A 13,493-nucleotide genomic window follows, 5' to 3' on the forward strand; every position below is an offset into this window, starting at 1 on the left:
CGCCCATACAAGACGCTGGGCACCCACCCGACCAGTGGCCAATTGCTTACCTCCCCCGCCTCTGCCACAATCGCGAACAATTCTCGTTAGTTAACACTTCCCAATCGGTGATACGGCGTGCCGTCAGTCCAAAGCCCCCAGAGTGAGCTCGTTGGTGCGTTGTATCGCGACCATCGCAGCTGGCTTTTGGCCTGGCTGCGACGCAACGTGGCCTGCCCACAACGGGCAGAAGACCTGAGCCAGGACACCTTCGTCCGCCTGTTGGGCCGTGATGAACTCAAGGAACCTCGCGAGCCGCGGGCGTTTCTGGTGGCGATCGCCAAGGGCTTGCTGTTCGACTATTTCCGCCGCGCCGCGCTGGAACAGGCTTACCTGACCGAATTGATGCTGATCCCCGAAGCCGAACAACCTTCAGTGGAAGAGCAACAGCTGATCCTGGATGACCTGAAAAACATCGACCGCCTGCTCGGCCAACTCTCGAGCAAGGCCCGGGCAGCGTTTCTCTATAACCGACTCGACGGCCTTGGCCACGCGCAGATCGCCGAGCGTCTGGGCGTGTCGGTGTCGCGGGTGCGTCAATACCTGGCCCAGGGCATTCGTCAGTGCTACATCGCGCTGTACGGTGAGCCGGTATGAGCCCGACCAGCTCCCGACCGGTATCGGCGCAGGTGCTGGATGCCGCCATCGCCTGGCAACTGACCCTGGATGCCGGCAACCCGGTCGATCGCGAAGAATTCGCCAAGTGGCACGCCGCCCACGAAGAACATGCCCGAGCCTGGCGCCAACTGGGCATGCTCGATGCGCGATTCAGCGTCGCCAGCGGTCCGGCCCGCACCGCGTTGCTGCAATCGCGTACAAGCATTCGCCGTGGGATACGCAAACTGGGCAGCGGCCTGGCGAGCGTCGTTGCAGTGATCGGCCTGGCGCTGTTCGCCGGTGATCGTTATCTGCCGCTCGACTATTGGCTGGCCGACCAGCGCACCGCCACCGGCGAGCAACGCACCCTGCGCCTGAGCGACGGTACGCTGGTCAACCTCAACACCCACAGTGCCATGGACGTGCGCTTCGATGAACAGCAGCGGCGGATCATTCTGCTGGAAGGGGAAATCCTCGTCGAAACTGGCCATGGCGACGCCCGACCGTTCATCGTCGAAACCCGCGAAGGCAGCATGCGCGCACTGGGCACCCGGTTCCTGGTCAAGCGCGAGGAAGAAGGCACGCGCCTGAGCGTGTTGCAGTCGGCGGTGGCCGCCCATCCGCTTTCAAGCCCTGAAGAACAGATTCTGCGCGAAGGCCAGCAAGTGCTGATGCGCAACAACGGCCTCGGCCCGATCATCGCGCTCAACCTCGGCGCCGATGCCTGGACCCGCGGCATGCTGGTGGTCGATAACGCGCGACTGGAGGACCTGGTCAACGAACTCGGACGCTATCGCCGCGGGCATTTGGGCGTTGCACCGGAAGTTGCCGACTTGCGAATCACCGGCAGTTTCCCGCTGCACGACACCGACCTGGCCTTGAGCGCCCTGCTGCCGACCCTGCCGGTGCAGATCGAACAGCACACGCCGTGGTGGGTGACGGTGGCGAAGGCTGAAGCCAGGCCCTGATATTTCAGTGCCTGATCCGACGCCATCGCCGCGCTGCGGCGATCCGACAAGCCCGCTCCCACAGGGTCTGTGTCGTGCGCCAATCTCGCGAACGACGCAGAACCTGTGGGAGCGGGCTTGCCCGCGAAGAGGCCGCCAGCGTCACCGCAAATAATGAATCGAAATTATTTTCATCCAGCCCTAACACTTTCAGATTCTCGTTCGGCACCTAGGCAATTGAGAAATATTTCCATTCAGGAGCCGCCGTATGTCCCGCTCGCTAGACACCTTGTTGCGCCCCGGTTTGCTGGCCGTCGCCATTGCCCTCTGCGCCCCTCTGGCCTGTGGTCAACTGATCGCCGCCGAACAGGCGTCCAGCGTTCGCGCCTACAACCTGCCGGCCGCGCCACTGGCCAGCACGCTGAACCAGATCGCCAGCCAGGCGGGCCTGGCGCTGTCGCTGAATCCATCCCTGGCGGCAGGCAAGACCTCGGCCCCGGTCCAAGGTCAGTTCGACGCTGCCGGCGCCCTGCGCGAAGCCCTGCGCGGCACCGGTCTGCAACTGGAACAGAGCAGCGCTGGCACTTACTCCCTGGTGGCCGTGCCCGAAGGTGTGATGGCGCTGCCGGAAACCGCCGTCATCGGCGTGCAAAACACTGAAAGCGCCTGGGGTCCGGTGGAAGGCTACCTGGCCACTCGCACCGCCGCCGGCACCAAGACCGACACCGCGCTGGTCGAAGCACCGCGTTCGATTTCGGTCGCCACCCGCGAGCAGATGGACGACCGCAAAGTGCAAAATATCGATGACGCCGTGCGCTACATGCCCGGCATCGTCGCCAGCAGCTACGGCAGCGACACCCGCGCCGACTGGCTGCGTGTGCGCGGTTTCGAACCGACTCAATTCCTTGACGGTCTGCCGCTGCCCAAAGGCGTGTACGCCAACCCGAAACAGGAAACCTGGAACCTGGATCGCCTCGCCCTGCTGCGCGGACCGGCTTCGTCGGTGTACGGCCAGACCCCGCCGGGCGGCTTGCTGGACATGGTCAGCCGCCGCCCCAGCGCCGAGTCGAGCCATGAAATCCAGGTGCAATACGGCAGTGACAACCACCGCCAGATCAACTTCGCCAGCACCGGCAAGATCGACGATGAAGGCCGGCTCCTCTATGGCCTGAGCGGTGTGATACGCGACAGCGGCACGCAGATCGACCACGTCGACAACCAGCGCTACAACATTGCGCCGAGCCTGACCTGGAACATCGACGACGACACCCGACTCACCCTGCTCACGCAGTTCACCCGTGACGATACCGGGATCACCAGCCAGTTTTATCCCATTCAGGGCACCAAGATCGATATGCCGTTCGGCAAGATCTCCCACCACAAGAATCTGGGTGATCCGAATTACGAATACTACGACCGCACCTACTACGCACTGGGCTATGCCTTCGAACATCGGCTGAACGATGTATGGCAGTTCCGGCAAAACCTGCGCTACACCAAGTCTGACCTGTCGTTCCAGGCAATCACCGTCAACAGCTACTTCCCCGAGTTCGGTTTAGTCGTCGACGATGAAGGCAATACCGGGCGGGGCACTACCAATGTGGACGAAGATATCAGCCAGTTCGCGGTGGATAACAATTTCCAGGGCGACTTTTCCACTGGCGATATCCACCATACCCTGCTGGTCGGGCTCGACCACCAGCGTAACAACACCAACTACACCTCAATCTTCGGTTCCGCCCCGAGCATCAACGTCAATCACCCGGAATATGGCTTGCCAATCACGCGCCCACCACGCTCCGCCGCATTTTATGACTATGACCAAAAAACTCGCCAGACCGGTCTGTACATCCAGGACCAGATGGCCCTCGACCAATGGCGTCTGACCCTGGGCGGTCGTGAAGACTGGGTACACACCGGCACCAAGTTCTTCAACAGTGGCAATGCAACAAATACCGAGCGCGACAAGAAGTTCAGCGGCAACGCGGCGATCAGCTATGTGTTCGACTCAGGCTTCGTGCCGTACCTGTCTTATGCCGAGTCGTTCCAGCCGACCAGCAACGCCACGGCGTCGCCGACCGAATCGTTCAAGCCTACTGAAGGCAAGCAATGGGAACTGGGCATCAAGTACCAACCGCCCGGCAGCAACACCCTGCTGACCGCAGCGGTGTACAACCTGACCCAGAAAAACGTCTCCGTCACCACCACCAACTCGGACAACGTTGCAATCACCAGCCAGACCGGTGAAGTCAAAGTCAAAGGCCTGGAACTGGAAGCCGTTTCCGACGTGACCGAAAACCTCAAGGTCATCGCCGCCTACACCCTGGCCAAGTCCGAAGTGCAGAAAGGCGACTTCAAAGGCAACCGTCTGCAACTGATGCCCAACCAACAAGCCTCGCTGTGGGCCGATTACACCTGGCACAACGGCGTACTGGACGGCTTCGGCATCGGCGCCGGCGCGCGTTACACCGGCAATACCTATGGCGATCAGGGCAACACATGGCTGGGCAAGGCCGACGCCTACACCGTGTTTGATGCGGCGGTGCATTACGACCTGGGGCGTCTGGACAACAGCCTCAAAGGCGCTTCCCTTGCACTCAACGCGACCAACTTGTTCGACAAGGATTACATCTCCACGTGCGACAGCTTTTATTGCTACTACGGCGACCAACGCAGTGTCGTCGCCAGTGCCACTTATAAGTGGTAATTGCTTGATCTGACACGCTCGATCCCCAGGCCGTCCTACGAGGACGGCTTTGGTATTTCTGAAGGCCATGAAATGAAAAGTAAAACAATTCGCCGCTGGTCCTTCGTCCACACCTGGACCAGCCTGATCTGCACGGTGTTCCTGCTGATGCTGGCACTGACCGGACTGCCGTTGATCTTCCATCATGAGATCGACCACCTGCTGGGCGATGCCGCCGAGCTCAAGCAGATGCCGGCGAACACCCCGCAGCTGAATCTGCAGCAGCTGGTGCAGGCCGCGCAAAGACATCGTCCCGGCGAAGTCATGCAGTACTTCGGCTTCGAAGAAGACGAGCCCAACGCCGCGATCGCGATCATGGCGGCCACTGCCGGGACCGAGCCGAACTCGTCTCACACCTTCATGCTCGACGCCCGCACTGGTGAAGCCCTGGAAATGCCGTCGGCCAACGGCGGCTTCATGATGATCATGCTGCGCCTGCACGTGGACATGTTCGCCGGGCTGCCGGGCAAGCTGCTGCTTGCGTTCATGGGGCTGCTGTTCGTGCTCGCGATCGTCTCCGGGACCGTGCTTTATCTGCCGTTCATGCGCCGCTTGAAATTCGCCACCGTGCGCCAGGACAAATCCACCCGCCTGCGCTGGCTCGACTTGCACAACCTGATCGGCGTGGTCACCCTGACTTGGGCCCTGGTGGTCGGCGTGACCGGCGTCATCAGCGCCTGCGCCGACCTGCTGATCGCCGCCTGGCGTAACGATAGCCTCAGCGCAATGGTCGCGCCGTACCGCGACGCACCACCGCTGACGCAACTCGCTCCGGCGACTCGCTTGCTCGACATCGCCAAAGACGTCGCGCCCGGCATGCAACCGGACTTCATCGCCTTCCCCGGCACCCGGTTTTCCAGCGAACACCATTACGCCGTGTTCATGAAAGGCAGCACGCACCTGACTTCGCATCTGCTGACGCCGGTGCTGATTGACGCCAGCACCCTGCAAGTCACTGCCGTGGCCGAACGTCCGTGGTACATGGACGCCATGGGCATGTCGCAGCCGCTGCACTTCGGTGACTACGGCGGCATGCCGATGAAAATCCTCTGGGCGGCGCTGGATGTGCTGACCATCATTGTGCTCGGTAGCGGGGTTTACCTGTGGGTCGTTCGGCGCAAGGCTGCAAAACCTGTCCTTGAAAACGCGCAGGCTCAAGCATGAAGCCGAGGCAGTCGAACTTCTGGAAGGTCTTCGCCACGCCCACCGTGATTGCCCTGCTCAGCGGCGCGGGGTTGTTCGCCGCGTTGCTGGGCGATGGCGTGTGGGATGGGTTGAGTTGGCTGGGCCTGGGCGTCCCCGCCGTGCTTGCCTTGCGCGGATTGCTGCAACGCCCCTGACGATTTGTAGGGTCGCCACATCCCCTATGCCTATCGGAGACCCTAATGTAGGAGCTGTCGAGTGAAACGAGGCTGCGATCTTTTGATCTTGATCTTGTCTTCGACGGGTAAAAGCAAGATCAAAAGATCGCAGCCTCGTTTCACTCGACAGCTCCTACAGAGCGAAAGTTACGCGCTATGCTGCCGACACTACCATTGACCGAGACGCCGCCATGTCCGCCCCAAGCATGACCCTGTACCACAACCCCTTATCGCCCTTCGTTCGCAAAGTCATGGTGCTGCTCCACGAAACCGGCCAACAAAACCGCGTAGCCCTGCAAAACTGCGTGCTCACGCCAGTCGATCCGGACCTTGCGCTTATCAACGACAACCCCCTGGGCAAAATCCCGGCCCTGCGCCTGGCCGACGGCAACGTCATCCATGACAGCCGGGTAATCCTCGACTACCTCGATCACCAGCACGTCGGCAACCCGCTGATCCCGCGTGATGGCTCTGCCCGCTGGCGGCGCCTGACCCTGGCTTCCATGGCCGACGGGATCATGGACGCTGCAGTACTGACCCGCTACGAAGTGGCCCTGCGCGCTCCGGAAAAACATTGGGACGAATGGCTGGATGGCCAACGTGACAAAATCCGCCGCACCCTGGCACTACTGGAAAAAGACGCGATTGCCGAGCTGACCAGCCATTTCGATGTGGCGGCAATCAGCGTGGCCTGCGCATTGGGTTATCTGGATTTGCGCCACCCGGATCTGGAGTGGCGCGAGGCGAATCCACAGCTGGCGGGCTGGTATTTCGAGGTGAGCCAGCGGGCTTCGATGCTGGCGACAATGCCCAAGGTTTGAAGCCAGCAAGGGTAGATTATTGATGAGCGTAAACAGCGGGATAGATTTGAACCAAACAAAACTGTCCCGCTTCTTATTTTCAAAAAATTGTCCTTTCCTGTAATTATTTTTTGCTCGCCTCAAATTCCCTGTGGGAGCGAGCTTGCTCGCGATGGCGGTATCACTGGCGCCTAATGACCTGGATCAGACCCAGCTTTCTTCATCCCCAGACAATCAATCGACCGATCAACCATGGCTTTGGCGATCTCCAGCAAATGCCAGACGGAAAACACCATGGCCCTGTCTGCGCCTTTGAGGTGGTCGCCGCATTGATAGGCCGTGACCGAGGCACAGCGCAGCAGGTCGGCGACATAGAGTTGGGTGTCTTCGAAACTCACATCATCACTGACGTTGTAGAACCGGAGTTCATCCGGTGCCGACGGTTGTTCGCCGGTCAGGTAGAAATCGATTGCACGGTAGAGTGCGGAGCGGTCTCTGAGGGGATCGTCGTTTCTATTTGAATTGGAGGGTGGATCGGGGACAGATTTTTTCATTGGTAAAACTCCTAGAGCTAATTGGAGCCAACCGATATCGCGACTAAACGAACAGGGGTGGCGGCTGCACGCAGGTTAGTCGACCGGTCTCTAGGCAACCCGGCGCACCCGAGGGTGCCCTGCGCACAGCCACCATAACTTTCAGGCAATGAAAACACCTGGAATGAGGTGGCGCTGTGCGCCTAGAAAGATCCGGGCGACTAAACCCGATCACTGATGAGCAGTGACGGACGGAGATTAGGCACGGAATTCTGTCGGCGCAAGCGTGCGGAATAATCTAGGAAACGTCCTGCAAAGGGAAGGGATTGGCCCTGTAGGAAGCCTGTTTTTCCTGTAGGAAAACCTACTTTTTTACGAGAGAGGCTTCCTATAGCGAGGGAGCAGGAACGGCGAAACCCTAACAGTTCTGATAGTAGCCACCCACTGAAAAAGTAACGATGCTAAAGACTCGGCTTTTTCGACCTTGCACGGAGCTCAGTCAATGCCTGCCTCTACTCGCGAAACCCTCTTAGGTCGCTACCACTACGACCCACTTGATCGCCTGGTCGATTGCGCGCCATTCCGAAGGTTTAGACCGTCTTTGGCTTTACTTACCTCATCGCGAGCAAGCTCGCCCCCACATCTGATCTACGGTGAACACGATCTTTGTGTCCATTTGAGATCTTTTGTGGGAGTGAGCCCGCTCGCGATGGCACCGCACCGGATCTAACGGAAACAATCGAAAAATCAGCGTCGCCAATACCTTCCCTTCCCGCTGATCCTCACGCAATCCCAGCGACCGGCTCATTCCACCACCCCAATATCAAACTCCAGCGGCTTGGCAGTCTTCTGCCCAACCCGATACCAATCCAGTTTCCGCGTCAGCACCATAAACACACCCAGCAACCCGAACAGCAACAACGAGCCCATCAACAGCGCGTAATCCTCTGCACTCAACAAGCCATAGAGCAAGCCATACAACGCCGCCAACCCAGCTGAAAAACTCAACCCGTGACGCACGCTGCGCAGCACGTGGCAGACATAGAACCCAATCAGCAACACACAGGCGCTTGCCGACAACAGATACGCCAAGACAAAGCCGATGTGTTCGGACAGCGACAGTAACAACAAGTAGAAAAATGCCAGGGCCACGCCGACCAGGGCATATTGCACCGGGTGCACCGCCAGGCTTTTCAGCACTTCAAAAAGGAAGAAGCCAGCGAAAGTCAGGACGATAAACAGCAGCGCGTATTTGATCGCCCGATCGCTTTTCAGGTACTGGTCCACCGGGTCGATGAAGCTCACGCCGAAGCTGCGGCCGCTGAATGCTTCGCAGCCACTGCCAGACAAGCAGCTGGTCAAGGCTTCTTGCAAGTTGGTGGAGAAAAACGAGGTTTGCCAATGGGCAGTGAACCCCAGGTCGGTGACTTCGCGCTGAGCCGGCAGGTAGTTGCCGATGAAGCTCGGATGCGGCCAGTTGGCGGCCAGTGACACCTTGCTGGTCTTGCCCACCGGCACGACCTGCAGCTGACCGGTGCCTTGCAGGCGCAGGTCGAAGCCGAAGGTCAGTTCAGTCGGCTGCCTGGCGTCCAAGGCGGGCAGCGTTACGTGTACGCCTTCACCCAACCAGCGAACCTGACTGCCTGGAATGAAGTCCAGCCGCTGGCCGTCCAGCTCCAGTTTCAAGGCGTTCTCGATGCCGCGAATGTCGCTGATACCGACGGCAAGGAAAGGCTGATCGAACTGGTAATCGTTGAAGTCTTCCTTGATCCCCAATTGCGCCGGTAGCGAAAAATGCCCACTGATGCGATTGTCGGCGTGGAACAGCCGCGCCTCATAAATGCCCCGTTTACGCAATTCAGTCTGAACCTGGCCATCGAGTTCAAAGCGCTCTGGCAGGAAATACAGGCGACCCCGTTCTTCACCGACTTCCTGATAACGCTGGTTGGTTTTTTCGTTGAGCTTCCAGGTGCGCACCACCTTGCGATACGGCACCACCATCAACGGGCCGCTCAGGTGTTGGCTGTAACTGGAACTGCGGGCGATGTCTTCGAGCACGCCATCGCGCAGTTGCTGGCGGTCCTGGATCACGCCGCTGATCATCAGCAACGGGATGAGCAACAACAGAATCAGCAGGGCAATGGCCCCGAGTTTGAGGGTCAGGCTTCGGTTCATGGAACTCTCCTTGTTTGATGGGGAGAGTCTGGTGTGGGTGTGTGGGGGTTTTATGTGGGGAATATGGAGACTGTGTGGAGACTGGGCCGGCCTCTTCGCGAGCAAGCCCGCTCCCACAATTGATTTGCGCTGTGGCCACTCAATCTCCATGTGGGAGCGAGCCTGCTCGCGAAGGGCGTGACTCGGTACTAGGCCAGGCGCAACCTGACTTCAACCCCGCCCTCGACATTACCGATACTCATTTCTCCGCCATGCAGCTTTACCACTTCCTCAACAAAGTTAAGCCCTAACCCGGTGCTTTTACGTCCACTGTCCGGGCGCGGCAGCGAGTAAAAACGCTCGCTCAAACGCGGCAACGCATAGTCGGGAATTGGCTCGGCCTGGTTGAATAGCCTGAACTCGATCCGGCCCCCGACCCGCTCGGCGCTGAATCGCAGCAAGCCCTGGACCGGAGTGAAATCCAGGGCGTTCTCAAGCAGATTGCCCAGCGCCTGACGCAACAGGAAAGGTTCGCCGAACAGCTCCAGATCCGTCGTGATCTGCTGCTCGACTCGCAACTGCTTGCCCTCGATCCGCGCCGCTTGCGCGCTCAACAACCCATCAACCAAAGCCGCCAACGGCACCCTCACCCGCTCCTCCAACCCCTGCCGTTGCTCCACCTGTGCCAGGTTCAACAAGCGCTCGATCAACTGCTGCATCCGCACACTTTCGCTGTCGATGTTGCCGACGAACCGTTGCCGCTGCGCTAGCGGCATCTCGCCTTGCAGCAGCTCCGCCGCACCACGAATCGCCGCCAGCGGGCTCTTTAATTCATGGGTCAGCGTGTGGACATAACGCTCCACGTAAGCCTTGCCTTCAAGCAGGGTGCGCATCTGCTCTACCGCTGTCGCTAACTGCTCCAGCTCCCCGCCCCGATAGTGCGGCACCTCGACCCGCCGGCCTTCACTGACGGCCTGGGCATACACCGTCAACCGGCGTAGCGCTGCGCTCAACCACCAGGACAACAATGCGCCAAACAAAAGACCGAGACCGATCAGCCCGGCGCCGTACGCGAGCAATCGCCGTTCGGTGCGATCAACATAAGGCTGCAACGAGCTATTGGGTTTGGCCACGGTGACCACGCCGATGATCTGGCCGTTGTCGCGGATCGGCGCGCCGACGTGCATCACCGAGGAGGCTGGATCATCCGGATCGCTGCGGCTGGAGCGCGCACCGTATTCCCCGCGCAGAGTGAGGTAGACGTCGTTCCAGCGCGAGTAGTCCTCCCCCACCGCCACCCCGCTGGAGTCCAGTACCACAATGCCTTTGGCGTCGGTAACGTAGATGCGGTGGTTAACCTGATTCTTCGGCAAACCCCAAATGCTCGCCTTCGGTTGCCGCTCGCCGTAGGCCTCGAGCAGTTGCGGCCAGCGGTTCTGATTGAGGGTACCGGCCTTGAAGTCATCGCGCAGAATCTCGGCCATCAGGTTGGCAGTGTCGACCAAGGTTTCTTCGGTGGATTGGCGCACGCCGGGGCGGATTTCCTCCATGACAGTGTTGAGCACGAAGTAACCGGTCAGGCCGATAAACAGCACATAGACCAGGAAAATTCGGATCCCCAGCGGCATCAGCTGCGTCCTGGGCTGTAGCTGTAACCCAGGCCACGGTGGGTCTGGATCGGCTCGGCATCAGCCTTAACCAGCCGCAATTTGGCGCGCACGCTTTTGATATGACTGTCGATGCTGCGCTCATAACCGGCGTCTGCGGCGACACCCAGCGCATCGAGCAACTGCTCGCGGCTGAACACACGCTCGGGTTGCTCCAGCAGGCATTGCAGCAGACGAAATTCGTGACGGGTCAGGCTCAGCGACTGGTTGCGATAGCTGATCTGCACGCGCTCGCTGTCGATGCGAAACAATGCCGAGGAGACTTCGGACACGGCTCGTGGCGCCATGCGCTTGAGAATCGCCCTGACCCGCGCCGCCACTTCACGGGGACTGAACGGCTTGACTACATAATCGTCCGCACCGATTTCCAGACCCACAACGCGATCGATTTCCCCATCCCGGGCGCTGAGGAACATCACCGGCACTTCGCTGAACCGTCGCAGTTGCTTGCAGGTTTCGAAGCCGCTGATGTCCGGCAGCCCGATGTCGAGAATAATCAGATCGGCCGGGGTCTGGCGCTGATGCTCAAGCGCCGCCGCGCCGAGACTCAACCAGGTCGTGGTAAAGCCCTCGCTCTGCAAGGCGAAAATCAGGGTGTCGGCAATGGCGGCTTCGTCTTCGACAATCAGGATATGGGGCATGGCGTCCGAGCACAGAGAGTTCGTTGGCGAACGGTGCCGGATGCCTCAACGCGCGTCAATCGGCAGTCGGTGGTTGCGGTGACCGGGTGTCGAACCTAGCAGTTCTGATAGTAGCCAACGGCTGAAGAATCTTTGATGCTGGTGGTCCGGTTTTTGGATTCTGCATGGAGCTCAATCGATGCCTACGTCACCTCGCCAGATCGTGTTGTGCCGTTACCACTACGATCCGCTGGATCGGTTGGCGAATTGCACGCCACTGGAGGAGGCCGGTATCCAGCTCTATTACTGCAAAACGCGGCTGGCTACGGAAATACAGGGCGCGGTGCACAGCAGTGTCTTTCAGCATGACGATCAGTTGTTGGCCCAACAAAAGCGACACGGCAAGAAAGTCGATACGGCGCTGTTGGCGACCGATCAACAGCGCTCGGTATTGAACGCGCTTGACGCGAGCCAACCTAATCCTCTCGCCTACACAGCTTACGGGCATCGTCCGCCGGAGAACGGATTGCTCAGTTTCCTTGGATTTAACGGTGAGAGGCTGGATTCGGTGACCGGGCATTATTTGTTGGGTAATGGGTATCGGGCGTTTAATCCGGTGTTGATGCGGTTTAACAACCCGGATAGTTGGAGTCCGTTTGGGGAGGGGGGGGTGAATGCGTATGCGTATTGTGGGGGGGATCCCAGAAATCGGATTGACCCAGAGGGACATAACTTCTTCACAGTTTCTAAAGCAGTGGACAGGTTTTTGAACCTCATTGGCAGATCTCGCACCACTGCTGCAAGCACAAATAGGACAGGCCGTACGCTCACTAGCAGTACTACCAACGCGATATTGGAAAATACCCCCTCTAGATCGTCCGCAAATATTGCCGCAGTCTCAGCCCGACCAACCTATCGAAATCCGATGGCTAATGCTGCGCAGACTTCATATTTAAAACGCCCTGAATTTACAATAGCCCGTCAATCTAAGCTACCTAGTTATGACGAAGCAATAATGACTCCGCCAGCTTATTCCCTGCCAAACTCAATTTCAGACTTTGAGAGGGTTTGGAGCAGAGAGATGCCACCTATTTACTACAGAATTACCCCGCGACCTCCGCCACCCTATTCCACAATCCAACAAACACCCGTTCAAACCCGACGTATTACACGCCCAATCGGGCCACCACCGCCAGTGCCTGATCGCCCCCCTGAAACACTTTTGCCACGGACGTCCAATGCCAGGGTGCGGCGCAACTCAGAGTGACCTAAGAGTTGTACCGACGAAAAAATGAATCCTAGGGGTGCAAATCAACAATCCGGCTTATCCGCCGTAAACCGCCGAGCCGGATTCACCGCCGCGCCAAACTCACGCAACGCCTTGGCTCCAATCAACAACGGATAGTTAAAGCTGCTGCGGTCGGTCAGATTGACCTCAACCGTGCGCTTGACGTTACCCAGGCACAACTCCAGATCAACCACTGGCCGCTTGGTGGGTGCGACTTCGTCGTCGTCATCGTCGCCTTCTTCCGAGCGGGTCTTGATCTTGCTGATCCGCGCGACCTTGTGTTCGTAGACCTTGTTGCTCGCGTCCTTGGTGCCAAGGCGGAAGCGTACCCACTCGTCGCCATCGCGGGTGAAGGTTTCGATGTCCTTGGCCGACAGCGACGCGGTGAGGGCGCCGGTGTCCATTTTGGCCTTGAGCACTTCGCCGCCGATTTCCGGCAGCGCGATGTATTCGTAGCGCCCGTACAGGGTCGGCTCGGCGGCCAGGATTGGCAGGGCCACCAGGGAGAGCAGTGCAAGGAGGGATTTCACGTAATGGGCTTCCTTGGGGAGTTGGGGCAATGGGGTTTTAGACCGTTACCTTTGAATTCGTTCGGTGTGGTTGAAGATCAAAAGATCGCAGCCTGCGGCAGCTCCTACATTGGGATGGTGTACACCCTTGGGATCATACCGCTGCCAAGGTGAAACATTTGTCACCGCCGATTTGGCCTCTCGGCCGAAGCTGCCTATCATGGCGCGCCCA

Annotated in this window: 13 protein-coding genes; 7 read left to right on the top strand and 6 right to left on the bottom strand. The window is 59.2% G+C overall.

Going from position 1 to position 13,493, the window contains the following annotated elements:
* Positions 1-117: 117 nt before the first annotated feature.
* The 6 genes from ACA067_RS30305 (at position 118) to ACA067_RS30330 (ending at position 6,511) form a co-directional block, all read left to right on the top strand.
* Positions 118-636 carry an RNA polymerase sigma factor gene (locus ACA067_RS30305; RefSeq protein ID WP_497459751.1) on the top strand — a complete coding sequence of 173 codons (519 nt, stop codon included), beginning with the start codon at positions 118-120 and terminating at the stop codon, positions 634-636.
* Entirely contained in the window at positions 633-1,604 is a 972-nt protein-coding gene (locus tag ACA067_RS30310; RefSeq protein WP_497459752.1) for a FecR domain-containing protein, read from the top strand. Before ACA067_RS30305 ends, ACA067_RS30310 begins: the two co-directional genes overlap by 4 nt.
* A gap of 247 nt (positions 1,605-1,851) precedes the next feature.
* The gene (locus tag ACA067_RS30315; protein ID WP_497459753.1) at positions 1,852-4,290 is read left to right on the top strand and encodes a TonB-dependent siderophore receptor; all 2,439 of its coding nucleotides are present in this window, start codon (positions 1,852-1,854) and stop codon (positions 4,288-4,290) included.
* A gap of 72 nt (positions 4,291-4,362) precedes the next feature.
* Positions 4,363-5,493, top strand: a complete 1,131-nt coding sequence (locus tag ACA067_RS30320) for a PepSY-associated TM helix domain-containing protein (RefSeq protein WP_497459754.1) — start codon at positions 4,363-4,365, stop codon at positions 5,491-5,493.
* Entirely contained in the window at positions 5,490-5,669 is a 180-nt protein-coding gene (locus ACA067_RS30325; RefSeq protein ID WP_497459755.1) for a hypothetical protein, read from the top strand. The genes ACA067_RS30320 and ACA067_RS30325 overlap by 4 nt, the downstream gene beginning before the upstream one ends.
* A 212-nt stretch (positions 5,670-5,881) precedes the next feature.
* A complete protein-coding gene (locus tag ACA067_RS30330; RefSeq protein WP_497459756.1) occupies positions 5,882-6,511 on the top strand; it encodes a glutathione S-transferase in 630 nt (209 codons plus the stop codon).
* A 170-nt stretch (positions 6,512-6,681) separates the two neighbouring features.
* Here ACA067_RS30330 and ACA067_RS30335 read toward each other — a convergent pair whose 3' ends face one another.
* The 5 genes from ACA067_RS30335 to ACA067_RS30355 all read right to left on the bottom strand — a co-directional run bounded on the left by ACA067_RS30335 (position 6,682) and on the right by ACA067_RS30355 (position 11,903).
* A complete protein-coding gene (locus tag ACA067_RS30335; protein WP_497454346.1) occupies positions 6,682-7,044 on the bottom strand; it encodes a DUF6124 family protein in 363 nt (120 codons plus the stop codon).
* A 783-nt stretch (positions 7,045-7,827) separates the two neighbouring features.
* Positions 7,828-9,198 carry a cell envelope integrity protein CreD gene (gene creD / locus ACA067_RS30340; RefSeq protein ID WP_497459757.1) on the bottom strand — a complete coding sequence of 457 codons (1,371 nt, stop codon included), beginning with the start codon at positions 9,196-9,198 and terminating at the stop codon, positions 7,828-7,830.
* A gap of 188 nt (positions 9,199-9,386) precedes the next feature.
* A complete protein-coding gene (gene creC, locus ACA067_RS30345) occupies positions 9,387-10,805 on the bottom strand; it encodes a two-component system sensor histidine kinase CreC (RefSeq protein ID WP_497459758.1) in 1,419 nt (472 codons plus the stop codon).
* Entirely contained in the window at positions 10,805-11,485 is a 681-nt protein-coding gene (gene creB, locus ACA067_RS30350) for a two-component system response regulator CreB (RefSeq protein ID WP_497459759.1), read from the bottom strand. The genes creC and creB overlap by 1 nt, the downstream gene beginning before the upstream one ends.
* Before the next feature lie 187 nt (positions 11,486-11,672).
* Positions 11,673-11,903, bottom strand: a complete 231-nt coding sequence (locus ACA067_RS30355) for a hypothetical protein (RefSeq protein WP_497462892.1) — start codon at positions 11,901-11,903, stop codon at positions 11,673-11,675.
* Here ACA067_RS30355 and ACA067_RS30360 point away from each other — a divergent pair.
* Positions 11,808-12,731: an RHS repeat-associated core domain-containing protein gene (locus tag ACA067_RS30360; RefSeq protein ID WP_497462868.1), complete on the top strand. Its 924-nt coding sequence runs from the start codon at positions 11,808-11,810 to the stop codon at positions 12,729-12,731. The genes ACA067_RS30355 and ACA067_RS30360 overlap by 96 nt on opposite strands.
* A gap of 44 nt (positions 12,732-12,775) precedes the next feature.
* Here ACA067_RS30360 and rloA2 read toward each other — a convergent pair whose 3' ends face one another.
* Complete coding sequence (gene rloA2, locus ACA067_RS30365; RefSeq protein WP_497459760.1) at positions 12,776-13,282, bottom strand: retropepsin-like aspartic peptidase RloA2; 507 nt, start codon at positions 13,280-13,282, stop codon at positions 12,776-12,778.
* Positions 13,283-13,493: the final 211 nt, after the last annotated feature.

It is taken from the genome of Pseudomonas sp. LBUM1674 (genome assembly GCF_059695635.1).

Excerpts from the sequence above, each read along its gene's own strand:
- ACA067_RS30310 (WP_497459752.1), top strand. The coding sequence starts at position 633 with ATGAGCCCGACCAGCTCCCGACCGGTATCGGCGCAGGTGCTGGATGCC.
- ACA067_RS30315 (WP_497459753.1), top strand. The coding sequence starts at position 1,852 with ATGTCCCGCTCGCTAGACACCTTGTTGCGCCCCGGTTTGCTGGCCGTC.
- ACA067_RS30320 (WP_497459754.1), top strand. The coding sequence starts at position 4,363 with ATGAAAAGTAAAACAATTCGCCGCTGGTCCTTCGTCCACACCTGGACC.
- ACA067_RS30325 (WP_497459755.1), top strand. The coding sequence starts at position 5,490 with ATGAAGCCGAGGCAGTCGAACTTCTGGAAGGTCTTCGCCACGCCCACC.
- ACA067_RS30330 (WP_497459756.1), top strand. The coding sequence starts at position 5,882 with ATGTCCGCCCCAAGCATGACCCTGTACCACAACCCCTTATCGCCCTTC.
- ACA067_RS30335 (WP_497454346.1), bottom strand. The coding sequence starts at position 7,044 with ATGAAAAAATCTGTCCCCGATCCACCCTCCAATTCAAATAGAAACGAC.
- creD (WP_497459757.1), bottom strand. The coding sequence starts at position 9,198 with ATGAACCGAAGCCTGACCCTCAAACTCGGGGCCATTGCCCTGCTGATT.
- creC (WP_497459758.1), bottom strand. The coding sequence starts at position 10,805 with ATGCCGCTGGGGATCCGAATTTTCCTGGTCTATGTGCTGTTTATCGGC.
- creB (WP_497459759.1), bottom strand. The coding sequence starts at position 11,485 with ATGCCCCATATCCTGATTGTCGAAGACGAAGCCGCCATTGCCGACACC.